The sequence below is a fragment of the Streptomyces sp. NPDC001070 genome (genome assembly GCF_053598835.1).
On sequence record NZ_JBSFLB010000004.1, the window covers coordinates 76,352 to 99,634 of the forward strand.

Annotated in this window: 14 protein-coding genes; 8 read left to right on the plus strand and 6 right to left on the minus strand. The window is 72.2% G+C overall.

All coding sequences use genetic code 11. The annotated features are described in order from the left end of the window. Nucleotides 1-65: 65 nt before the first annotated feature. Together ACWDAS_RS06395 and ACWDAS_RS06400 are read left to right on the plus strand one after the other, a co-directional pair. On the plus strand, nucleotides 66-1,703 hold the full coding sequence (locus ACWDAS_RS06395; RefSeq protein WP_450387694.1) for an FAD-dependent oxidoreductase: 1,638 nt from the start codon (nucleotides 66-68) through the stop codon (nucleotides 1,701-1,703). A 104-nt stretch (nucleotides 1,704-1,807) separates the two neighbouring features. After that, nucleotides 1,808-2,845: a phosphatidylinositol-specific phospholipase C domain-containing protein gene (locus tag ACWDAS_RS06400; RefSeq protein WP_450387695.1), complete on the plus strand. Its 1,038-nt coding sequence runs from the start codon at nucleotides 1,808-1,810 to the stop codon at nucleotides 2,843-2,845. A gap of 39 nt (nucleotides 2,846-2,884) precedes the next feature. Here ACWDAS_RS06400 and ACWDAS_RS06405 read toward each other — a convergent pair whose 3' ends face one another. From ACWDAS_RS06405 to ACWDAS_RS06425, 5 genes are all read right to left on the minus strand, one after another. Then, nucleotides 2,885-3,766 (minus strand): scabin-related ADP-ribosyltransferase, encoded by an 882-nt coding sequence (locus tag ACWDAS_RS06405; protein WP_450387696.1) that lies wholly within the window; start codon nucleotides 3,764-3,766, stop codon nucleotides 2,885-2,887. 290 nt (nucleotides 3,767-4,056) lie between these two features. Beyond that, nucleotides 4,057-4,659 carry an ATP-binding protein gene (locus ACWDAS_RS06410; protein ID WP_450387697.1) on the minus strand — a complete coding sequence of 201 codons (603 nt, stop codon included), beginning with the start codon at nucleotides 4,657-4,659 and terminating at the stop codon, nucleotides 4,057-4,059. Between the two features lie 149 nt (nucleotides 4,660-4,808). Continuing rightward, nucleotides 4,809-5,576, minus strand: coding sequence for an enoyl-CoA hydratase/isomerase family protein (locus ACWDAS_RS06415; RefSeq protein ID WP_450387698.1), 768 nt, complete (start codon nucleotides 5,574-5,576; stop codon nucleotides 4,809-4,811). Nucleotides 5,577-5,640: 64 nt separating this feature from the next. Then, nucleotides 5,641-6,822 (minus strand): L,D-transpeptidase, encoded by a 1,182-nt coding sequence (locus tag ACWDAS_RS06420; protein ID WP_450387699.1) that lies wholly within the window; start codon nucleotides 6,820-6,822, stop codon nucleotides 5,641-5,643. Between the two features lie 199 nt (nucleotides 6,823-7,021). Next, complete coding sequence (locus tag ACWDAS_RS06425) at nucleotides 7,022-8,173, minus strand: L,D-transpeptidase (protein WP_450387918.1); 1,152 nt, start codon at nucleotides 8,171-8,173, stop codon at nucleotides 7,022-7,024. 291 nt (nucleotides 8,174-8,464) lie between these two features. On the opposite strand from ACWDAS_RS06425, the gene glgX reads away from it, so the two are divergent. From glgX to ACWDAS_RS06455, 6 genes are all read left to right on the plus strand, one after another. After that, nucleotides 8,465-10,702: a glycogen debranching protein GlgX gene (gene glgX / locus ACWDAS_RS06430; RefSeq protein WP_450387919.1), complete on the plus strand. Its 2,238-nt coding sequence runs from the start codon at nucleotides 8,465-8,467 to the stop codon at nucleotides 10,700-10,702. 135 nt (nucleotides 10,703-10,837) lie between these two features. Next, nucleotides 10,838-12,037 carry an MFS transporter gene (locus ACWDAS_RS06435; protein ID WP_450387920.1) on the plus strand — a complete coding sequence of 400 codons (1,200 nt, stop codon included), beginning with the start codon at nucleotides 10,838-10,840 and terminating at the stop codon, nucleotides 12,035-12,037. Between the two features lie 34 nt (nucleotides 12,038-12,071). After that, nucleotides 12,072-13,940, plus strand: a complete 1,869-nt coding sequence (locus tag ACWDAS_RS06440) for an ABC transporter ATP-binding protein (RefSeq protein WP_450387700.1) — start codon at nucleotides 12,072-12,074, stop codon at nucleotides 13,938-13,940. After that, nucleotides 13,937-15,805, plus strand: coding sequence for an ABC transporter ATP-binding protein (locus ACWDAS_RS06445; protein WP_450387701.1), 1,869 nt, complete (start codon nucleotides 13,937-13,939; stop codon nucleotides 15,803-15,805). Before ACWDAS_RS06440 ends, ACWDAS_RS06445 begins: the two co-directional genes overlap by 4 nt. A 272-nt stretch (nucleotides 15,806-16,077) precedes the next feature. After that, nucleotides 16,078-17,634: a M4 family metallopeptidase gene (locus tag ACWDAS_RS06450; RefSeq protein ID WP_450387921.1), complete on the plus strand. Its 1,557-nt coding sequence runs from the start codon at nucleotides 16,078-16,080 to the stop codon at nucleotides 17,632-17,634. A 318-nt stretch (nucleotides 17,635-17,952) separates the two neighbouring features. Continuing rightward, nucleotides 17,953-20,328 carry a M4 family metallopeptidase gene (locus ACWDAS_RS06455; RefSeq protein ID WP_450387702.1) on the plus strand — a complete coding sequence of 792 codons (2,376 nt, stop codon included), beginning with the start codon at nucleotides 17,953-17,955 and terminating at the stop codon, nucleotides 20,326-20,328. Nucleotides 20,329-20,413: 85 nt separating this feature from the next. Here the strand turns inward: ACWDAS_RS06455 and glgP are convergent, their stop codons facing one another. Further along, complete coding sequence (glgP, locus tag ACWDAS_RS06460) at nucleotides 20,414-23,050, minus strand: alpha-glucan family phosphorylase (protein WP_450387703.1); 2,637 nt, start codon at nucleotides 23,048-23,050, stop codon at nucleotides 20,414-20,416. Nucleotides 23,051-23,283: the final 233 nt, after the last annotated feature.

Sequence of the window (23,283 nt, forward strand, 5' to 3'; positions counted from 1 at the left end):
CGAGATATGTGATCCAATTGGGTGACGGGCGAAAATAACCCCACCAATCGGGCATCAAGGGAGCTATGACTCCACAGGCCGAAGACCGGGTCCCGGTCCTCATCGTGGGGGGCTCCCTCGTCGGGCTCTCCAGCTCAGTCTTCCTGGGCCGGCTCGGCGTCCGGCACGTCCTCGTCGAGAAGCACCCGGGTACCTCCATCCACCCCCGTGGCCGCGGCAACAACCTGCGGACCATGGAGCTGTTCCGTACGGCGGGGGCCGAGCCGTTGATCCGGCAGGCCGCCTCCGTACTCGCCGACAACCACGGCATCCTGCAGGCCGAGTCGCTGACCTCGGACAACGCCGAGTGGCTGTTCCGGGAGATCGACCCGGGCGGCCGGCTGTCCGGCATCAGCCCCAGCGGCTGGTGCCTGTGCAGCCAGAACGACCTGGAGCCGGTGCTCCTTGACTACGCCCGCAAGATGGGCGGCGACCTGCGCTTCAGCACCGAGCTGGTGTCGTTCGCCCAGGACGACGACGGTGTCACCTGCGAGCTGATGGACCGGGAGACCGGCGAGCGCAGCACGATCAGGACCGACTACCTGCTCGCCGCCGACGGCCCGCGCAGTCCGGTGCGCGACGCCCTGGGCATCGGGCACACCGGCCGCGGCGACCTCTTCGCCAACATCAGCGCGACCTTCCGCGCCAAGCGGCTCGCGGACGCGGTCGGCGACCGCTACTTCATCGCGTGCTACCTGACCAACCCGGACGCCGACGGGGTACTGCTGCCCGTCGACAACCAGGAGAACTGGGTCTTCCACGCGCCCTGGCACCCGGAGCGGGGCGAGACGCCGGAGGACTTCACGGACCAGCGCCTGGCCGCGCACATCCGCACCGCGGTGGGCGTGCCGGACCTGGAGGTCGAGATCACCGGCCGGGCCCCCTGGCGGGCGGCGGAGCGGGTCGCGGACTCCTACGGGCGCGGGCGGGTGCTGCTGGCCGGCGACTCGTGCCACGAGATGTCCCCCACCGGCGCCTTCGGCTCCAACACCGGCATCCAGGACGCCCACAACCTGGCGTGGAAGCTCGCCGCGGTGACCGGCGGCTGGGCCGGGCCTGAGCTGCTGGAGACGTACGAGGCCGAGCGCCGCCCGGTCGCCGTGGCCACCAGCGAGCGGGCCTCCGCCCGTTCCGCCGAGCACGCCCACCCCGGCTACGCGCCGCCGGCCGGCGGCGGCCCCCAGAAGGGGGTCCTGGTGGTCGCGCTCGGCTACCGCTACCCCGAGGGCGCCTTCCTGGGCGGCGACCCCGGCCGCCCGGTGGTACCGGAGGACTTCCGCCCGGTCGCCGAACCCGGTGGCCGCTCCCCGCACGTGTGGGTGACCTCCCGGGACGGGAAGCGCCGATCCACGCTGGACCTGTACGAGCGCTCCATGGTGCTGCTCACCGGTGACGGGCCGGAGGGCGCCGCCTGGCACGAGGCGGCCGGCGCGGTCGCGGAGCGCCTCGGGGTGCCGGTGGAGGCGTACCGGCTGGGCGACTCGGCGCGGGCCGAGCTGACCCCCGAGGGGGACACCGACTGGGCGGCGCTGCACGGGATGTCGCCGCGGGGCGCGATTCTGGTCCGCCCGGACGGGTTCGTCGCATGGCGGAGCCGGGACGCCGTCCCGGATCCCGAGCAGACGCTGAGCGGCGTGCTCACCTCGGTGCTGCGGCTCGGTTGAAAGTCGCGCCCCCGGCCCCGGGGGTTCGGCAAGGGGCTACCCACGGGTAGGCCAACCTCCGTACGCTGCCGTCGACTTGTTGCGCAAGCGACCGAGGAGACGGCATGGGGAGACGGCTGAACGGATTACTGGCGGCCACCACGCTCGCGGGAGCGCTGGTGGCCGCCGGTCCTGTCGGGGCCGGCGCGGCGACGCCGAAGCTTTCGGGCACCACGGCGATCGGCGTGCACAACGCCTACGACAAGAGCAAGTACACGTACTTCGCCGACGCCCTCGACTCGGGGGCGTCGTTGCTGGAAATCGACATCTGGAACGACAGCCTCACCAAGCGCTGGCGGGTCAGCCACAGCAACCCGCTCGGCAACGACAACAACTGCGAGGCGGCCGACGAGCCGTCCGAGCTCCGCAGCAAGAAGCGCAACCAGGATCTGGGCGGTTGCCTGGACAACATCCGGGCCTGGCACCAACTGCACCCGGACCACCGGCCGATCGTCTTCAAGATCGAGATGAAGAACGGCTTCAACAACAAGGGCGGCCTCGGTCCCGACGAGTTCGACGCCCTGATCTCGGCCAGGCTCGGCAGCATCGTCTACCGGCCCGCGGACCTGCTCGGCGGCACCTACGCCACCCTCGACGACGCCGCCCGGGCCGACGCCTGGCCCAGCCGCGAGGCGCTGGCCGGCAAGGTGCTCTTCGAGCTGATCCCGGGCACCTTCGAGCAGTCCAACCCCTTCGACTCCTACTGGACCGACGAGGAGTACGGCGACCACCTGCGCGACCTGAAGGCCGCCGGCGCCATCGCCCAGGCGCAGATGTTCCCCGCCGTCCTGGGCGCGGCCGCCGGGGACCCGCGGACGCCCCGGTACGACAGCGGCATCCGGCCGTGGTTCGTGGCCTTCGACGGCGACGCCGCCGCCTACGTGAACAACGGCTGGGACACCGCCTGGTACGACGACCGCCACTATCTGCTGATCACGACGGGCGCGGCAGGCGTCTCCCCCGCGATCTCCGCCACCTCCCCCACCGACCAGGAGGCCCTGGACCGGCTGGCCCTGCTCGCCCGGGCCCACGCGAGCATCATCACCTCCGACTGGTCCGGCAAGTCCGCCTCGGTCCTCGGTGCGGTGACCGGCCGGGGCTGACCACCGCACCGCGCGTCGGACGGGACGGACACCGCCCCCTCAGCCGACCGGGCCGCCCCCGCCCTCCTCGGAGACGCGGGAGCCGCCCGTCGGGACGGCGGAGGGCGCCGACGGCGCCGCGGGCGCGGGCTTCACGGGCGGCGCGACAGGCTGTGCCGGCTTCTGCGGCGCGGCAGGCGCGGGCCGTGCCGGCTCCTGCGGCGCGGCGGGCTGCGCCGGCTTCTGCGGCGCCGCGGGCACGGACGGCGCCGCGGGCACGGCCGAGGGCGCGGCCGGCTCCTTCACCCCCGTCCAGTCGGGGGCGGGCCAGCCGCGCCACGGGGAGTACGAGGGGTTGGCCACACACCGGGCCGTGAGCTCGGCCTTGGTGGCCTTGTCCACGGGACAGGCCTTCACGACGAACTGCCGGGCGATGCCGCCGGGGAAGACCACACCGGTGCGGGCCGACCGCAGCTCGCGGGTGCCGAGGGTCTCGTTGAGCTCGATTCCACCGGGTGCGTCGATGTAGTAGTGGTAGGCGACGGCCTGCTGCCCCAGGCTCCCGCGGTCATAGGTGGTGGCCACGAACGGCGAGGGCTGCTCCCGGCGCGCGTAGGCCTGCAGGTCGTACTCGCCGTCGGTCACGTCCTCGGGGCGGAGGCCGTCCTTGAAGACGGTCTCGGGCGGCCGGTCGTCGCCGCGGAAGAGGGCGTCGCAGTTGGTGCGCCAGGTCGGCTCGTCCGGCCTGATCCGGTCGAGGTCGACACTGGTGTCCGCGGCGGCGTAGAGCCGGTCGGGGACGACGGGGCACCATTCGGGAACGGCCGGTTCACCTGGAAGGCCCGGGGCGACGGCCGCGGCGGCCGTGCAGACGGGGAGTGCGAGCACCCCCAGCGGAAGAACGGCGGCGCAGAGCCGGCGCAGTGTGCGAAGTGTGATCATATGCTCACGATCGCCCCGGCATCGCCGGGCCGCCGGTAGGTCACCCGTTTGTCGGCGTGTCCCGCCGGAAGACGAAAGAGGCCCCTGCGCATCGTTGTGGGACGCTGCCGGGGCCTCTCGATTCGTCGTGGAACCAGGGGGTGTGATCCACGACGCCATGGAACGACCGAGCCCGGGTCAATGGGGGCCGTTGCTCACAACTATACGAGACATCGCAGTCGAAACCTCACGATGTGGGAGTGAGGTGGGACACTGACCTTGCAAACGCAGGTTTGCTGTTCATTCTGCGTTCAGCGGTCCATGACCCGCATTTCGAACCAGGTCGTCTTGCCCCGCGGCAGCAGATCCACGCCCCAGCGGTCGGCGAGCCTGTCGACCAGGAAGAGCCCCCGCCCGCTCACGTCCATCTCGCGCACCGGCATCAGGCACGGCAGCGCTCTGGACGGATCGCGCACCTCCACCCGGATCCAGCCGCGGCGGCGCAGCATGCGCAGGCCGAAGGTACGGGCCCCGGTGTGACGCACGGCATTGCCGACGAGTTCGGAGACGAGTAGTTCGACGACGTCGTTGAACTGGGGCAGCCCCCAGAGCCGGAGCACCGAGCGGCTGAGCCGGCGGGCCGTGGCGGCGGACTCCGGACGCGAGGAGAGCCGCACCTCGTCCACGGAGGGATTCCCCACCAGATCGAGGGATGTCGCCGCCAGGTCGTCGACCGCCGTGGGCGGCCACCCCGCAGCCGGGATCGTTACCCGCTGCGGCTGCTCAGATGCTCCCTGCTGCCCCGCCATGCTCTCATGATGGCCGCACGCAACGGCAGTTCGGGGCGGATCGGGGGAATTGGCCGGGCGGAACGGGTCATTCCGAGTTGCCGTACTGGCATATGTCAAGGGCAATGATGGATCTCACACGGCCATCCTCACCTGCGCGAACGAGGCGCGGCCGGCGACTCGGCGGCGGATCCGGCTCAGGTCGCCTTAAGGCCCTCTTAAGGTTGGCTTAAGGCGACCCGGCCGGTGCCCGCTGTCACTCAACCGGGTTGGTCCTAGCGGAACTTCGCCTTGCCCGGGCCCTCCTCGACGAAGCTGCGCATGCCCGTCGTACGGTCCTCGGTCGCGAACAGCCCCGCGAACAGATTGCGTTCGATGGTGAGGCCGGTCTCCAGATCGGTCTCCAGCCCCGCGTCCACGGCCTCCTTGGCGGCGCGCAGCGCCAGCGCCGGCCCGCGGGCCAGCCGCTCGGCCCAGGCGCGGGCCTCGGCGTACACCTGCTCGGCCGGGACCACCTTGTCCACCAGGCCGATGGTGAGCGCCTCGTCGGCCTTGACCATGCGGCCGGTGAAGATGAGGTCCTTCGCCTTCGCGGGGCCCACCAGCCGCGACAGCCGCTGCGTGCCGCCGGCGCCCGGGATGAGGCCGAGCAGGATCTCGGGCTGGCCGAGCTTGGCGTCCTCCGCGGCGATCCGGATGTCGGCGCAGAGCGCGAGTTCGCAGCCGCCGCCGAGGGCGTAACCGGTCACGGCGGCCACCACCGGCTTGGGGATCCGGGCGACCGCCGTGAAGGAGTCCTGCAGTGCGCGGGCTCGCACGGCCATGGCCTCGTAATCCATGACCTGCATTTCCTTGATGTCCGCGCCCGCCGCGAACACCTTCTCGCCGCCCCAGATGACGACGGCCCGTACGTCCTCGCGCCGGGACGCCTCCTCCGCCAGCTCGCGGAGCCGGTCCTGGGTCGCGATGTCCAGGGCGTTCATCGGGGGGCGGTCCAGGCGGATGGTGCCGACACCCTCGTCGACCTCGAGATTAACTGTCATGGCCGACGAGGGTATCCGTGAACGCCCGTTTACGCTGCGACGTGCCTCACGGGGCGCCGTCGCGTCAGGAGGCGGGGGTCCACTGGCTCCACGGCAGGTTCCAGCCGTTGAGCCCGTTCCACCACTGCACGGTCTTGTCGTGGGAGTTCTTGACCTCCACGACGTCACCGATCATCGAGTTGTTGTAGAACCAGGACGACGGGGTGTCGCCGTTGCCGCCGCGCACGTCCCGCAGACCCACGCAGCCGTGGCTGACGTTGGCGTTGCCGAAGGTCCCCGGGCTGGCCCAGTAGTTGCCGTGGACGAAGGTGCCCGAGGTGGTCAGGCGCTGGGCGTTCGGCACGTCCTTGATGTCGTACTCGCCGCCGAAGCCCACGGTGTCGCCGTTCATGCGGGTCACCTTGTACCGCTCGGTGATGACCATCTTGCCGTTGTACGTGGTCGTGCCGGGACCGCCGGAGGTGATCGGGATCGTCCGCAGCAGCTTGCCGTCGCGGTAGACCTTCATCGTGTGCTTGGCGGCGTCGACGATGCTGACCTGGCTGCGGCCGACGGTGTAGTGCACGTCCTTGGACTGGGTGCCGTAGACGCCGTGCGCGCCCTGGACGCCGTTGAGCCGCAGGGAGAGGGTGATCTTGGTGCCCTTGGCCCAGTACTTCTCGGGACGGAAGTCGATGCGCTGGTCGCCGTACCAGTGGCCGACGACGGGAACCGACGGGTTGGCGGTCACCTTGATCGCGTTCTGGACGGCCTTCTTGTCGGCGATCGCGCGGTTGAACTTGAGGGAGACCTCCATGCCGACGCCGACCGTCTGGCCGTCCTCGGGGGTGAAGAAGCCGATGAAGGTGTCCTTCGGGGTGACCGTGGTGAAGCTCGCGTGCTTGGCGGACTCACGGCCCGCGCTGTCCTTGGCTATCGCGTCCACCGAGTACTTGGTGGCGGTGCCGAGCGTCTCGGTCGGCTCCCAGCTGGCGCCGTCGGCGGATATCTTGCCCTCGACGGCGTCGCCCTTGTCGTTCTTCACGACGACGGAGGTCAGCTTGCCCTTGCCGGCGGTGACCTTCAGGTCCCCCGTGGTGGACACCTCGTCGGCGCCGTCCTCGGGCGCGATGGTGACGACGGCCTGCGACTCGGTCGTGTCGCCCTTGCCGCCGCCCTGCGAGGCCGAGGCGCCCGGCCTGGCCTTGCCCCCGTCCTTGCTGTCACCGCTGGCGCTGCCCCCGCACGCGCTGACAAGGAGCAGCATCGCTCCCACCGCCAGGGCCAAGGTGGTCCGCCTCGCGCCCGGCGCTCCCTGTATCGCCTTCAACTCTCGTCTCCCCAAACCCGGCCAGAGGCCCGTGGCCCGTGTGAGTCCCCCTCACCTTGCGCTTAGGTAACCACACGAAGACAGCGTTGAGGATCCCGGTATTGTCACCGTTCCGTCCCAGTCGCCGGCCCCGGCCTCAGCCGCCGGCCACCCACTGTTCCCAGGTCATGTTCCAGCCGCCCAGGCCGTTGTCCGGGGCGACCGTGCGGTCGTGGGAGTTGACGACGGTGATCATGTCGCCGACGAGCGAGTGGTCGAAGAACCAGCCCGCCGGGGTGCCGAGCCCGCCGCCCTTCACGTCGTACAGGCCGACGCAGCCGTGGCTGGTGTTGGCCGCGCCGAAGGTGCCGGGCGCGGCCCAGTAACTGCCGTGCACGAAGGTCCCGGAGCGGGTGAGCCGCATGGCGTGCGGGACGTCGGGAATGTCGTACTCGCCACCGAACCCGACCGTGTCCCCGTTCATCCGGGTCAGCCGGAGCTTCTCGGAGATGACCATCGCGCCGTTGTACGTCGGGTTGGAGGGGGCGCCCGCAGAGATCGCCAGGACACGCGTCACCTGACCGCCGCGGCGCACCGTCAGGGTGTGGGAGGCGGCGTCGACGGTGCTGGTCTGGTCCCGGCCGATGTCGAAGCGGACGTCCTTGGACTGCACCCCGTACACCCCGGGGGCGGTCTCGATGTCGCGCAGCCGCAGGGAGAGCGTCACCTTCGTGCCGGGGCGCCAGCGCATCCGCGGGCGGAAGTCCAGGCGCCGGTCGCCGAACCAGTGCGGGGCGACCTCCACGGCGGGCGACGAGGTGACGCGGACGGCGCGTTCGACGGCGGCGCGGTCGGCGACCGGCCGGTTGAAGTCCAGCGAGACGATCATGCCGGTGCCGACGGTCTGGCCGTCCTCGGGGGTGAAGTAGCCGATGAGGGTGTTCTTGGGGACGAGGGTGGTGAAGACCGCGTGCTTGGCGGCGCGCCGGCCCGCCTCGTCCTCGGCGACGGCGTCCACGGTGTACTTCGCGGACAGCGCCAGCCTGGCGCGCGCGTGCCAGCTGGAGCGGTCGGCGCTGAACACGCCGTCGACCGCGTCCCCGTCACCGTCCTCGACCTGCACGGAGGTGAGCCGGCCGTCCTCCGCCTCGACCGTCAGCGGGGCGTCGGCCTCGACGTCGTGGGCGCCGTCCCCCGGCGTGATCCTGATCCGCGCCTCGGACACCTTCGGGGTGTCGTCGGTCACCGCACCGCTGTCCTCAGGACCGAACCCGAGCCCGCACGCCGTCAGCATCCCGGCCAGCCACATGGCGGCGGCAAGCCCCGCCCCCGCGCGCAGAGCGCGCCGCACCGCAGTCGTCACGTTCGGTCAACGACCGGGCGGCCCCGGGGAAACGTGTCCGAGGCGTCCGATCGATCACGCGTGTGACGCCGCAGGGTGAACGGGAAGGTAAAGCTGGAGGGCGCGACGCGCGCGGGAGGGACACCGCGCCGCGAACGGGTACGGCCGGCGCCGGCCGGGTCCGGCGTCCCCCGAGCCGCAGGAGGCGAGCACGTGTCCGAGACGCGCGAGGACGAAACGGTCGACGGGGCCGGAAAGCTGCGCAGCAACGGCCACCGGACCGCCCCCGTGGCCGTGCCGCTGCCGCGCCCGGAGGCCGCGCCGGCCGTGCCCGGTCCCGGCGGGGCCGGGCACGCCGTGGTCTGGCCGGGCAGCCCGCAGCCGCTGGGGGCCCGCTTCCACGCGGGCCCGGACGGGCGCCCGGGCACCAACTTCGCCCTGTGGGCGGGCGGCGCCGAGTCGGTGGAGCTGTGCCTCTTCGACGACGAGGGCGCCGAGACCCGGATCCCGCTGACCGAGCTGACCCATGAGATCTGGCACGGCTTCGTGCCCGGGGTGCTGCCCGGCCACCGGTACGGCTACCGGGTCGGCGGCCGCTGGGACCCGTGGACCGGAGCCCGGTGGAATCCGGCCAAGCTCCTGCTGGACCCGTACGCGCGGGCGGTCGACGGCGACTTCACGCTGCCCCCCGAGGTGTACGGGCACGTCCGGGACTGGCCGGAGCACGAGGTCGCCGACACCGTGCGCGACAACCGCGACTCGGCCCCGTACGTCCCCAAGGGCGTCGTGGTGGACGACGACGACCCCTGGACGGACGACAGGCGCCCCAAGACGCCGTGGGCCGACTCCGTCATCTACGAGCTGCACGTCCGCGGCTTCACCCGGCGGCACCCCGGCATCCCGCCCGAGCTGCGCGGCACCTACGCGGGACTCGCCCACCCGGCGGCGATCGAGTACCTCACGGGCCTGGGCGTGACGGCGGTGGAACTGCTGCCGGTGCACCAGTTCGCCCACGAGGACCATCTGCTCCGCCGGGGCCTGCGCAACTACTGGGGCTACAACTCGATCGGCTACTTCGCCCCGCACGCCGCGTACGCCGCCACCGGCACCCGCGGGCAGCAGGTGGGCGAGTTCAAGCGGATGGTGCGCGCCCTGCACGACGCGGGGCTGGAGGTGATCCTCGACGTCGTCTACAACCACACCGCCGAGGGCAGCGAGTTCGGGCCCACCCTCTCGCTGCGCGGCATCGACAACCGCGGCTACTACCGGCTGCAGGGCGACGCCCGCCGCTACGCCGACTACACCGGCTGCGGCAACACCCTCCACGTCGTGCAGCCCCAGGTGCTGCGGCTGATCACCGACTCGCTGCGCTACTGGGTCACCGAGATGGGCGTCGACGGCTTCCGCTTCGACCTCGCCGCCGCGCTCGCCCGGTCGATGCACGACGTCGACATGCTCTCCCCCTTTCTGGCCGTCATCGCCCAGGACCCGGTGCTGCGCCGGGTCAAGCTGATCGCCGAGCCGTGGGACGTGGGCTCCGGCGGCTACCAGGTCGGCGCCTTCCCGCCGCTGTGGACGGAGTGGAACGACCGCTACCGCGACACCGTCCGGGACTTCTGGCGCGGTACCCACCACGACGTGCGCGACCTGGGCTATCGGCTCTCCGGCTCCAGCGACCTGTACGCGTGGGGCGGGCGCCGACCGTACGCCTCGGTCAATTTCATCACCGCGCACGACGGCTTCACCTTGCGCGACCTGGTCAGCTACGAGCGCAAGCACAACGAGGCCAACGGCGAGGACAACCGCGACGGCACCAACGACAACCGGGCCTGGAACTGCGGGCACGAGGGCGAGACCGACGACCCGGCCGTGGGCGAGCTGCGCCGCCGCCAGCTGCGCAACATGCTCTCCACGCTGCTGCTGTCCACCGGGGTGCCGATGCTGGTCGCCGGTGACGAGGCGGGCCGCACCCAGGGCGGCAACAACAACGCGTACTGCCAGGACAACGGGATCAGCTGGCTGGACTGGTCGCTGCTGAAGGAGCCGGGCTGGGCCTCTCTGCACGAGCTGACCGCCCGGCTGATCGCGCTGCGCCGCGCCCATCCCGTGCTGCGCCGCCGGGCCTTCTTCTCCGGCCGGCCGCAGTCCGCCGAGGGCCTGCGGGACCTGGCCTGGTTCACCGCGCAGGGACGGGAGATGACCGACGCCGACTGGTACGGCCCCACGTCCACGCTCGGCATGTACCTGTCCGGAGCCGACATCCCGCACCGCGACGCGCGCGGCCTGCCGGTCACCGACGACAGCTTCCTCGCGGTCTTCCACGCGGCGCACCGCCCGGTGCGTTTCACCCTGCCGGGCGGGCCGTGGGCGCGGGAGTACGAGCTGCTGCTCGACACCTCGCGCGAGGACCAGGCGGAGCCGCCGGGCACCCGGCACCGGGGCGGGCGGGCGCTGACCGTGCCGGGGCGGACCGTGCTGCTGCTGCGCGCCGTCTGAGGGGCGAGACGTCACGGCAAAGGTGTGGACTCGACCAATTGGTCCAGTCCACACTGGTCGTCCGTGACCTCCGCGCCTCCGCCCTCCCCGCCGTGCGCATCCGGCCGCACCGCGGCAGCCGACCCCCGGGACCGCCTGTGGTCGCGGGGGTTCACCCTGTACTTCACGGCCCGCAGCGTCGCGATGCTCGGCGACTCGATGCTGCCCGTCGCCCTCTCGGCCGGGCTGCTGCAGCACGGCTACGGCGCGGGCGACATCGGCTACGCCATGGCCTCGTTCACCGCCTGCTTCGCGGGACTGGTCGTGTTCGGCGGGGTGTTCGCCGACCGGTTCAGCGCCCGCGGCCTCATGATCGGCGCGGACCTGGCGCGCGTCGGCACACAGTCACTGGCCGCCTGGCTCTTCTTCTCGGGGCACGTCGTGCTGTGGCAGATCTGCCTGATCGGCGCCGTCAACGGGGTGGCGGGCGCCATGTTCCAGCCGGGGGTGGCCAGTACGGTCCCCCAGGTCGCACGGGACGTCCAGGAGGCCAACGGGGTGGTGCGCACCGCCGAGTCGCTGATGGCGCTGGCCGGCCCGGCTCTCGCCGGCGTGCTGGTGGCCTTCGCCTCCGCCGGCGGGGTGTTCGCCGTGCACGCCGGCACGTACGCGGTGAGCGCCGTCTGCCTGCTGCTGCTCCGGCTGCCCGGGCGGCCCGCGCGCGGGCCGCGGGACGCCGTCCGGCGCAGCAGTTTCCGGGCCGACCTGACCGAGGGCTGGCGGGAGTTCCGGGCCCGCACCTGGATGTGGTCGGTGATCGTCATCTGGATGGCCTTCATGATCCTCGTCATGGGCCCGGTGACCCCGCTGGCGGCCGGGGAGATCCTGCCCGCGCACGGCCCGAAGGCGTACGGCCTGGTCTCCTCCGCCCTGGGCGCGGGCACCGCGCTCGGCGGGCTGCTGGCGATACGGGTGCGGCCCGCCCGGCCGCTGCGGGGCGGGGCCGTCGCGCTGTTCGGGTTCGCGCTCTACCCGGCGGCGGTCGGCGCGGGACTGCCGGTGCCGGTGGTCGCGGCGGCGGTGCTGGCGGCCGGGACGGCCTGGGCGTTCTGGAGTGTGATGTGGGCCACCAGCGTCCAGACCCAGGTGCCCGGCGAGATCCTCAACCGGATCCACGCGTACGAGGTCGCCGGCTCGGTCGCCATGCTGCCCGTCGGCCAGGCCCTCGCGGGGCCCGCCGCGGACGTCTTCGGGGCGCGCCCGGTGCTGCTCGCCGGGGGCGCGGTGACCCTGCTGGTGTGCGTGGCCCTGCTGGCGGTGCCCGCCGTGCGGGACCTCGGCCGAAAATCCGGATGAGCGTTGTCGGTGGTCGCCCGTAGTCTCTGAAACGATGCCTGAGTCGACCATCCAACCCGCGCCCGAACGTCCCCGACCCGCTCTGCGCTCCCTGCTGCGCCTGTGGCCGTATGTGAGGCCGGTCAGCCATCGGCTGTTCGGCTCCGCCGGTGTGGCCGTGGTCGCGTCCTGCCTGGCGCTGCTGATCCCGCTGGTCCTGAAGTGGATCGTGGACGGCCCGGTCGCCGACCGGGATCCGTCCGGGGTGTGGCTGGGCGGTGGGCTGGTGCTGCTGCTCGGCCTCCTGGAGGCGGGGCTCTTCGGCGTGCGGCGCTGGCTGGTGGCCCGCCCGATGGCCGGGCTGGAGGCCAGGATGCGGGCCGATCTCTACCAGAGGCTGCAGCGCCTGCCGGTCTCCTTCCACGACCGCTGGGGCTCGGGGCAGTTGCTCTCCCGCGCCACGAACGACCTGCAGATCCTGCGGATGTTCCTGACCTTCCCGACGGTCTTCCTGGCGGTCAACACCGCCACGATCCTGGCGGGCTTCGGCATCCTGTTCGTGCAGCGCTGGTCGCTGGGGCTGATCCTGCTGATCCCGGTCGTGCCGCTGGTGATCCTCTGCTCCTACTTCGAGTCGCGCTACCAGCTCGCCTCCCGTACGGCGCAGGACCAGGTCGGCGACCTGACCACGCTGGTCGAGGAGTCGGTGCTCGGCATCCGCATCATCAAGGCCTTCGGCCGGCACCGCAGCCAGGCCGAGGCCTTCCGCCGGCAGTCGCGTGAGCTGCGCGGCACCGAGCTTCGCAAGGCCCGGCTGCTGGCGGACCTGTGGATGGTCATCGTCGGGCTCCCGGACGTCGCGCTCGGCGCCGCCCTGGTCCTCGGCGCGGTGCAGGTCGCCGACGGCGACCTGTCGGCGGGCACGCTGGTCGCCTTCCTGTCCACGGCGCTCGCGCTGCGCTGGCCGGTGGAGTCGCTGGGCTGGCTGCTGTCCTTCAGCAACGAGGCGGCCACCGCCGCCGACCGCGTCTTCGAGGTCCTGGACACCGAGGTGCCGCCGGAGACCGGGACCGCGGACAGGGCCGGCACGGACGAGGACACGGACAAGGTCGCGGGCGACGGCGAGGGTGCGGAACCCGCCGACGGCATCCGCTTCGCCGGCGTGCGCTTCCGCTACCCCGACGCCCCCGAGGGCAGCCCCGACCTGATCACCGGGGTCGACCTGCACATCCGCAGCGGCGAGACCGTCGCGCTGGTCGGCGCGACCGGCAGCGGCAAGACGACCGTGACCTCGCTCATCCCGCGGCTGTACGAGCCGACCGGCGGCCGCATCACGCTCGACGGCACCGACGCGGCTCTGCTCACCCGGTCCGCGCTGCGCTCCCTGGTCGCGACGGCGTTCGAGGAGCCGACGCTGTTCTCCGCGAGCGTCCGGGAGAACGTGCTGATGGGCGCTCCCGACGGCGACGAGGCGGATCTGCTGCGGGCCCTGGAGATCGCCCAGTGCGACTTCGTCCACAAGCTGCCGCAGGGCGTGGACACCCAGGTCGGCGAGCAGGGCCTGAGCCTGTCCGGCGGGCAGCGGCAACGGCTCGCACTGGCCCGCGCGGTCGTCGGCCGCCCCCGCTTCCTGGTGCTGGACGACCCACTGTCCGCCCTCGACGTGCACACCGAGGCCCTGGTCGAGGCGGCCCTGCGCCAGGTGCTGGCCACCACCACCGCGCTGGTGGTCGCCCACCGTCCCTCCACGGTGATGCTCGCCGACCGGGTGGCGCTGCTGTCCGGGGGCCGGATCACCGCGGTCGGCACCCACCACGAACTCCTCTCCTCCTCCCCGGCCTACCGCCGCCTGATGTCCGGCCAGGACGAAGCCGCTCCCACCGCGCCGGACCGCCCGCAATTCGAAGGGAGCAGCACCCGATGACCTCCGTCGCGGAGTCGCAGCCAGCCGAGCAGTCGGCCGACGAGGCCCCGGAAGGGCACCGGGACGTCCTGGACGGCGACCCCTTCGACCGGGACCGGCTGCCGTCGCCCGAGGGGGCGTCACGGGCCCTGCTGCGCGAGCTGGTGGCGCCGCACCGGCGGCGCGTGTGGCTGGCGGCCGTGTTCCTGCTGCTGCAGCAGGCGGCCGTCCAGGCGGGTCCGCTGATCGTGGCGGTCGCCATCGACCGGGCCATCCCGGCGCTGCGCCGTGACGACCACGGCCCGCTGATCGCGGTGGCGGTCGCCTACATCGGCTGCGCCGTCGTCGGCGGCCTGCTGCAGCGGACGTTCATCCGGCAGGCCGGACGGGTCTGCCAGGACGTGCTGGTCGAACTGCGCGGCCGGATCTTCCGGCACGCCCAGGCGCTCGGCCTGGACTTCCACGAGCGCTACACCTCGGGCCGGATCATCGCCCGGGCCACCTCCGACGTGGAGTCGATCCGGGAGCTGCTGACCGAAGGCCTCCAGGAGCTGCTCAACGTCGGGCTCTCGGTGCTCTACATCTCCGCGGTGCTGCTGTGGCTGGACTGGCGGCTCGGCCTGTTCGCGCTCGCCACCGCCGTGCCGCTGGTGTTCACCATCCGCGTCTTCCGGCGCCGTTCGGCCAAGGTGTACACGCGCCGGTCCGCGGCGATCGCCGCCGTCATCGTGCGCTTCACCGAGACGATGAACGGCATCCGGCCGGTGCAGGCGTTCCGCCGCGAGAAGGCGAACGACGAGGCCTTCGACGAGCTCAACGCCGCCCACCGGCAGGCCAACGGCGACGCGATCCTGGAGATGGGCCGCTTCATCGTCGGCTCCTGGCTGATCGCCAACACCTCGGTGGCGCTGGTGGTGCTGTGGGGCGCGTACCGCGTGGCCTCCGGCTCGCTCGCGCTGGGCGTGCTCGCCGCCTTCGTGCTCTACCTGCGGCGGCTGTACGCGCCGATCGACCCGCTCGGCATGTTCCTCAACTCCTACCAGTCGGCGGCCGCCTCGCTGGAGAAGATCGCCGGTCTGCTGGCCCAGCGCCCGTCGGTTCCCGAGCCGCAGGCGCCGCGGGCGCTGCCGGCCACGGTGGCGGACATCCCCGGCCGCGAGGTGGTCTTCGACGGGGTGCGCTTCGCGTACCGCACGGGCGGCGAGGTCCTGCCCCGCTTCGACCTGAAGCTGACCGCCGGGCAGACGGTCGCGGTGGTCGGCGCCACGGGCGCCGGGAAGTCGACGCTGGCCAAGCTGCTGGCGCGGTTCTACGACCCGACCGACGGCCGCGTCACCCTGGACGGCGTGGACCTGCGCGACCTGGCCCTGCCGGAACTGCGCCGCGGGGTGGTCATGGTGACCCAGGAGGCGTTCCTGTTCTCCGGCACCGTCGCCGAGAACATCGCCATCGGCCGCCCGGAGGCGAGCCGCGAGGAGATCGAGCGCGCCGCCCGGGCCATCGGCGCCCATGACTTCATCGCGGCGCTGCCCGAGGGCTACGACACCGACGTCCGCAAGCGCGGTGGCCGCATCTCGGCGGGACAGCGCCAGTTGGTGGCCTTCGCGCGGGCGCTGCTCGCCGACCCGGCGGTCCTCATCCTGGACGAGGCGACCTCCTCTCTGGACGTGCCGGGCGAGCGCGCGGTGCAGCAGGCGATGCGCGAGGTGCTGCGCGGCCGGACCGCCGTGATCATCGCGCACCGGCTGTCGACCGTGGAGATCGCCGACCGGGTGCTGGTGATGGACCAGGGCCGCGTCGTCGAGGACGGCACCCCCGCCGAACTCGTCTCGGGCGCGGGCCGCTTCGCGGATCTGCACCAGGCCTGGCGCGACAGCCTCGTCTGAGCCCGCCGGCATCCGCGGGGCGCGCTTCGTCCGGATAGCGGACGGGATGCGCCCCGCGCCGGACGAGATCCGGCCACTTCTGGTCGCGCGCATGACATTCACTCCCGTCGGCTGGCACGCTTCCGGACGGTCGTCGCGCGGCATCCCGCGCTCCCCACACGACTCTTGCTTCGCCCTGCCCTGCCGTTCACCGGCATTCCCTAAGGAGCGTAGAAGTGAGACGTCCCCGCAACCGGTCCCGCAGCGCGATAGCCACCGGCACTCTGGTGGCCATGGCCGCGCTGCTGGGCGTCGCCCTCCAGACCTCGCCGGCCACCGCCCGCGCCGATGAGGGCAGGGGGTCCACCGTCCGGGCTCTCCCCGACCCCGGTTCCCTGCAGGTCAGGCTCTCCCCCACCCGGCGGGCCGGTCTGCTCAGGGCCGCGGCAGCCGACCGCGCGGCGACCGCGCGGTCGCTGCACCTGGGAGCCAGGGAGCAGTTGGTCCCCACCGACGTCGTCGAGGACGCCGACGGCACCCTCCACACCCGCTACCAGCGCACCTACGCGGGGCTCCCCGTACTAGGCGGCGACCTGGTGGTCCACCGGGCGGCCGACGGTTCGACGGCCCGGGTCACCCGGGCGTCCAGCGCCCCGATCAGCCTCGTCACCACGACCGCGCAGCGCTCCGCCCCGGCCGCGGGCGCGCGCAAGGTGGTATGGGTCGGCACCGGCGCGGCCGTGCTCGCCTGGGAGACCGTCACCACCGGCACCCGGCACGACGGGACGCCGAGCGAGCTGCACACCATCACCGACGCGGCCACCGGCAAGAAACTGACCTCCTACGAGGCGGTCACGTCCGGCATCGGCAACAGCCAGTACAGCGGACAGGTGACCATCGGCACCGCGCTGTCCGGCTCCGTGTACCAGCTGACCGATGCGGCCCGGGGAGGCCACAGGACGTACGACCTGAACGGCGGCACCTCCGGCACCGGCACCCTGTTCACCGACGCCGACGACGTCTGGGGCAACGGCAGCACCTCCAGCCGCCAGACCGCTGGAGTGGACGCGGCCTACGGCGCCCAGGAGACCTGGGACTTCTACAAGAACACCTTCGGCCGCAACGGCATCCGCAACGACGGCGTCGGCGCCTACTCCCGGGTCCACTACGGGAACGCCTACGTCAACGCGTTCTGGTCCGACAGCTGCTTCTGCATGACCTACGGCGACGGCGCCGGCAACCAGCGGCCGCTCACCTCACTGGACGTCGCGGGCCACGAGATGACCCACGGCGTCACAGCGGCCACGGCCAACCTCCGCTACAGCGGGGAGCCCGGAGGCCTGAACGAGGCGACCTCCGACATCCTCGGCACGGCGGTGGAGTTCTACGCCGCCAACGGCAGCGACCCCGGCGACTACCTCATCGGCGAGAAGATCGACATCAACGGCAACGGCACCCCGCTGCGCTACATGGACAGGCCCTCCAAGGACGGCTCCTCGGCGGACTACTGGTCCAAGAACGTCGGACGGCTCGACGTGCACTACTCCTCCGGGGTCGCCAACCACTTCTTCTACCTGCTGTCCGAGGGCAGCGGAACCAAGACCGTCAACGGCGTGACCTACAGCAGCGCCACCTACGACGGGCTCGCGGTGCCCGGCATCGGCCGGGCCAACGCGGTGGCCGTCTGGTACAGGGCGCTGACCACCTACATGACCTCGCGCACCGACTACGCGGGGGCGCGGACCGCCACCCTGCAGGCCGCGGCCGACCTCTTCGGGGCGGGCAGCGCGACGTACAACACGGTGGCCAACACCTGGGCCGCGGTGAACGTCGGCACGCGCGTGAGCTGAGCCACACCCACGGGGAGCCGGGCGCTCGGGGGTCCGGCTCCCCGTCCGCAGGGCGGCAGATGTCCGTAAAGCGAACCAGCTGTTGCCCTCACAGGACGAATTCGGCCAACTTCTCGCCACGTACATGACACCAAGCCATGAACAGTGGCACTCTTCCCCCGGTCGGCTGTCAGTACGCCCACACCGCGCCGCTTCGTGCTGACACGCCCGGCCGAACTCCGCACGTCCCACCCGCACGGCTAGTTCCGCCCGGGCAGCACACCCCGTCTGCCCGGCTGTCCCCGGCCGCCAACCGCGGCCGACGCAGTAGGAGTCCGAGTGAGACGATCCCCCCGCAAGGCAGTCGCGGCCGCCAGCGTGGTCGCCACCGCCGCGTTCATCGCCGTCGGCATACCGGCCACGTCCGCCACGGCGAACGCCGCCCCCCACGCGAGCGGGCTCCGCACCGGAGCCCTCGAGGCGAAGCTCACCCCTGCCCAGCGCACCGCCCTGATCAAGAGCGCGAGCGGCAGCACGGCCGTCACGGCCCAGTCGCTCGGCCTGGGCAGCAAGGAGAAGCTGGTCGTCAAGGACGTCGTCAAGGACGCCGACGGCACGCTGCACACCCGCTACGAGCGCACCTACGCCGGGCTCCCGGTGCTGGGCGGCGACCTCGTGGTGCACACGCCCGCCAAGGGCGCCGGCACACTCGGCACGACGTTCAACACGAACAAGCGGATCACGGTCGCCTCGACGACGCCGAAGGTCGCCGAGTCCACCGCCACCACCGCCGCGCTCAAGACCGCCAAGGCACTGGACGCCAAGGCCCCCGCGGCCGACAACGCCCGCAAGGTGATCTGGGCCGGCCAGGGCACGCCGAAGCTCGCCTGGGAGACCGTGGTGAGCGGTCTGCAGGACGACGGCACGCCGAGCCGGCTGCACGTCGTCACCGACGCCGTCACGGGCAAGGAGCTGTACCGGTTCCAGGACGTCAAGACCGGCACCGGCAACACCCAGTACAGCGGCCAGGTGTCGCTCTCCACGACGCTGTCCGGCTCGACGTACCAGCTGAACGACACGACCCGCGGCGGCCACAAGACGTACAACCTCAACCGCGGCACCTCCGGCACCGGGACGCTGTTCACCGACGCCGACGACGTGTGGGGCGACGGCACCGGCTCCAACACCCAGACCGCCGGCGCGGACGCGGCCTACGGCGCCCAGACGACCTGGGACTTCTACAAGAACACCTTCGGCCGCAGCGGCATCCGCAACGACGGTGTCGCCGCGTACTCGCGGGTCCACTACAGCAGCGGCTACGTCAACGCCTTCTGGGACGACAGCTGCTTCTGCATGACCTACGGCGACGGCTCGGGCAACACCCACGCCCTGACCTCGCTGGACGTCGCCGGTCACGAGATGAGCCACGGCGTCACCTCTGCCACGGCGAACCTCACCTACTCGGGCGAGTCCGGCGGCCTCAACGAGGCGACCTCCGACATCTTCGGCACGGGCGTCGAGTTCTACGCCAACAACAGCACCGACGTCGGTGACTACCTCATCGGCGAGAAGATCGACATCAACGGCGACGGCACCCCGCTGCGGTACCAGGACAAGCCGTCCCGCGACGGCACGTCGCCCGACAACTGGTACTCCGGCGTCGGCAACCTGGACGTCCACTACTCCTCGGGCCCGGCGAACCACATGTTCTACCTGCTCGCCGAGGGCAGCGGCGCCAAGGTCATCAACGGCGTCAGCTACAACAGCCCGACCGCCGACGGCATCGCCGTCGCCGGCATCGGCCGCGCCGCCGCGCTGCAGATCTGGTACAAGGCGCTGACCACGTACATGACCAGCAGCACCAACTACGCGGCCGCCCGCACCGCCGCCCTGAACGCCGCCCAGGCCCTCTACGGCGCGGGCTCCGCCCAGTACGCGGGCGTGCAGAACGCCTTCGCGGGCATCGGCGTCGGCAGCCACGCGCCCGTCTCGGGCGTCACGGTCACCAACCCGGGCAACCAGAGCAGCACCGTCGGCACCGCCGTCAGCCTGCAGATCCAGGCCAGCAGCACCAACAGCGGCGCGCTGAGCTACGCGGCGAGCGGCCTGCCGGCCGGCCTGTCGATCAACAGCTCCACGGGTCTGATCTCCGGCACCCCGACCACCGCGGGCACGTACAACACCACGGTCACGGTCACCGACTCCGCCGCCAAGACCGGCACCGCCTCGTTCACCTGGACCGTCTCCACCCCCGGCAGCTGCACCTCGGCGCAACTGCTCGGCAACCCGGGCTTCGAGTCGGGCAGCGCCTCCTGGACGGCGACCAGCGGTGTGATCACCAACGACAGCGGCCAGGCCGCCCACGGCGGTTCGTACAAGGCGTGGCTGGACGGCTACGGCTCGACCCACACCGACACGCTCACCCAGTCGGTGACGATCCCGGCCGGCTGCAAGGCGACCTTCACCTTCTGGCTGCACATCGACTCCGCGGAGACGACCACCAGCACCCAGTACGACAAGCTGACCGTCACGGCCGGGTCGACCACCCTGGCCACCTACTCCAACCTCAACAAGGCCACCGGGTACACCCAGAAGTCCTTCAGCCTGAACTCCTTCGCCGGCTCCACCGTCACCCTGAAGTTCACCGGCACCGAGGACTCCTCGCTGCAGACGAGCTTCGTGGTCGACGACACCGCGGTGAACACCAGCAGCTGATCCCCGTCGGCTGACCGCACACGCCGGGCCCCGGCCGTCGTCAACGACGGCCGGGGCCCGGTCCCGTTCCCGGTGGAGGTCCGGCTCAGCGCAGCACGCCGGCCGTCATCCCCGCCGCCTCGGGCGGTACGGCGATGAGCCCGAGCTCCGCCACCGAGGCCAGCAGCCGGTGCATCGGCAGGACCCGCACGGTGTAGCCGAAGGGGCCCGTGCGGTCGAGGGTGAGCGGCCCCTCGTAGAGCCAGCGGCCCTCCAGGTCCGGCCGCCCGGCCGGTTTCAGGGAGACCACCGTCGGGTCGGCGATCCGGTCGGATTCGTCGACCCGGCCGGACACGACCTGCACGTCCACGTCCGCGGGCTCCAGGGCGCCGAGGGCCACCTGGACGCGCAGGGTGAGCGTGCTGCCCAGCTCCGGCGACCCTCCCACCGAGGCGCCGGTCTCCACGTGGTCGACGGCGACGCTGGGCCACTGCTCGCGCACCCGCCGCTTCCACGCGGCGAGTTCACCGGCCTCGGCGCCGCTCGCCAGACGGTGGGCTCCGGCTGCGGGCGCGTACAGCCGGGTGACGTACTCGCGCACCATGCGCCCGGCGAGCACCTTCGGCCCCAGCGTGCTCAGGGTGTGCCGGACCATCTCGATCCAGCGGACCGGCAGCCCGTGCCCGCCGCGGTCGTAGAACCGGGGCGCGACCTGGGTCTCGATCAGGTCGTAGAGCGCGGCCGCCTCGATGTCGTCGCGGCGGTCGGGGTCGCCGGCCGCGCCGAAGCCGTCAGCGGTGGGGATCGCCCACCCGTTGTTGCCGTCGAACCACTCGTCCCACCAGCCGTCCAGGACGGACAGATTGAGACAGCCGTTCAGCGCGGCCTTCATGCCCGAGGTGCCGCACGCCTCCAGCGGCCGCAGCGGGTTGTTGAGCCAGACGTCGCACCCGGGGTAGAGGTGCTGGGCCATGGCCATGTCGTAGTCCGGCAGGAAGACGATGCGGTGCCGGACCCTCGGGTCGTCGGCGAAGCGCACGAGCTCCTGCACCAGCCGCTTGCCGCTGTCGTCGGCCGGATGGGCCTTGCCCGCGACGACGATCTGGATCGGCCGGGTCGGGTGGAGCAGCAGCTCCATCAGCCGGTCCTGGTCGCGCAGCATCAGGGTGAGGCGCTTGTAGGACGGGACCCGGCGCGCGAAGCCGATGGTGAGCACGTCCGGATCGAGGACGTCGTCGACCCAGCCCAGCTCGGCCGAACCGGCGCCGCGCTGCCGCCAGGAGGCGCGCACCCTGCGGCGCACCTCCCGCACCAGCTGCTCGCGCAGCTCCCGTCGCAGTTCCCAGATCGCCGCGTCGGGGATGCGGGAGACGCTCTCCCAGGTGTCGGCGAGCCCGGTGGTCATCGCGTCCTCGGCGTTCTGGACGCCTGCCTGCTTGGCGCCGAGCCGGAACACCTCGGGCGCGACCCAGGTGGGGGCGTGGACGCCGTTGGTGATGGAGGTGATCGGCACCTCCTCCGGGTCGAAGCCCGGCCACAGCCCGGCGAACATCTCCCGGCTGACGCCGCCGTGCAGGGTGGAGACGCCGTTGGCGCGCTGGGCGAGCCGAAGCCCCATGACGGCCATGTTGAAGACGTTGGGGTCACCGCCGGGGTAGGTCTCCATCCCCAGCTCCAGCACCCGCTGGACGTCGACCCCGCGCAGCTCGCCGTCGTCGCCGAGGTGCCGGGCGACCAGCTCGCGGTCGAAGCGGTCGATGCCGGCGGGCACCGGGGTGTGGGTGGTGAAGACCGTCCCGGCGCGCACGGCCTCCAGGGCTGAGTCGAAATCCGGCCCTTCTCCGTCGGCCGTGAGCTCGCGGATGCGCTCCAGGCCGAGGAAGCCGGCGTGCCCCTCGTTGGTGTGGAAGACCTCGGGCTCCGGATGCCCGGTCAGCGCGCAGTAGGTGCGCACGGCGCGGACGCCGCCGATGCCGAGCAGCATCTCCTGGAGCAGCCGGTGCTCGCTCCCGCCGCCGTACAGGCGGTCGGTGACGTCCCGTTCGTTGGGGTGGTTCTCCTCGACGTCGGAGTCGAGGAGCAGCAGCGGGACCCGCCCGACCCGGGCCAGCCAGACGTGGGCGCGCAGGCTGCGTCCGCCGGGCAGGTCCAGGACGACAAGGACGGGGCCGCCGTCCTCGTCCCGCAGCAGGGTCAGCGGCAGCTCGTTGGGGTCGAGCACCGGGTAGTGCTCCTGCTGCCAGCCGTCCCGGGACAGGGACTGGCGGAAGTAGCCGTGCCGGTAGAGCAGGCCGACACCGATGAGCGGCACGCCCAGGTCGCTGGCGGCCTTGAGGTGGTCGCCGGCCAGGATGCCGAGGCCGCCGGAGTACTGCGGCAACGCGGCGGTGATGCCGAACTCCGGCGAGAAGTAGGCGACGGCGGAGGGAAGTTCCCCGGCCCCCCCGGCGCCCTGGTACCAGCGCGGGTTGCCGAGATAGTCGTGGAGGTCCTCGACGGCGGTACCGAGCCGGCGGAGGAACCTGCGGTCCTTGGCGAGGGCGTTCAGGCGGTCCTTCGAGACGGCGCCGAGCAGCCGCACCGGGTCGCCGGCCGCCGCTCTCCAGCCCTCGGGGTCGACGGACTGGAACAGTTCGCGGGTCTCGGTGTGCCAGGACCAGCGCAGATTCTGCGCGAGCTCCCCCAGCGGACGTAGTGGTTCGGGCAGGACGGTTCGCACGGTGAATCGACGAATAGCCTTCACATCTCCGACGGTAGCGGCATCTTTCGGTGCGGTGGTGACAACCGGGGGCCCAACACCCCGCGGCCGGCGGACGCCGCGCGCCGCCCGTACCCAGGCGTACCGGGACGCCCCGGGCGTCCCGCGGCCCCCGCACACCGCCCGGCGGACACCTCGTCAGCGTGTCGGGCGGCGGAGTACGCCGGCCGCAGCACAGCCGCCTGGCCGGGTGCACCGCGGAGGGTACGACGGGCGGC

What these genes read in the sequence shown, in the direction of transcription:
- ACWDAS_RS06415 (WP_450387698.1), bottom strand. Translation starts at nt 5,576, where the DNA reads ATGACAGTTAATCTCGAGGTCGACGAGGGTGTCGGCACCATCCGCCTG.
- ACWDAS_RS06400 (WP_450387695.1), top strand. Translation starts at nt 1,808, where the DNA reads ATGGGGAGACGGCTGAACGGATTACTGGCGGCCACCACGCTCGCGGGA.
- ACWDAS_RS06425 (WP_450387918.1), bottom strand. Translation starts at nt 8,173, where the DNA reads ATGTGGCTGGCCGGGATGCTGACGGCGTGCGGGCTCGGGTTCGGTCCT.
- ACWDAS_RS06405 (WP_450387696.1), bottom strand. Translation starts at nt 3,766, where the DNA reads ATGATCACACTTCGCACACTGCGCCGGCTCTGCGCCGCCGTTCTTCCG.
- ACWDAS_RS06440 (WP_450387700.1), top strand. Translation starts at nt 12,072, where the DNA reads ATGCCTGAGTCGACCATCCAACCCGCGCCCGAACGTCCCCGACCCGCT.
- ACWDAS_RS06450 (WP_450387921.1), top strand. Translation starts at nt 16,078, where the DNA reads ATGGCCGCGCTGCTGGGCGTCGCCCTCCAGACCTCGCCGGCCACCGCC.
- ACWDAS_RS06420 (WP_450387699.1), bottom strand. Translation starts at nt 6,822, where the DNA reads ATGCTGCTCCTTGTCAGCGCGTGCGGGGGCAGCGCCAGCGGTGACAGC.
- ACWDAS_RS06445 (WP_450387701.1), top strand. Translation starts at nt 13,937, where the DNA reads ATGACCTCCGTCGCGGAGTCGCAGCCAGCCGAGCAGTCGGCCGACGAG.
- ACWDAS_RS06395 (WP_450387694.1), top strand. Translation starts at nt 66, where the DNA reads ATGACTCCACAGGCCGAAGACCGGGTCCCGGTCCTCATCGTGGGGGGC.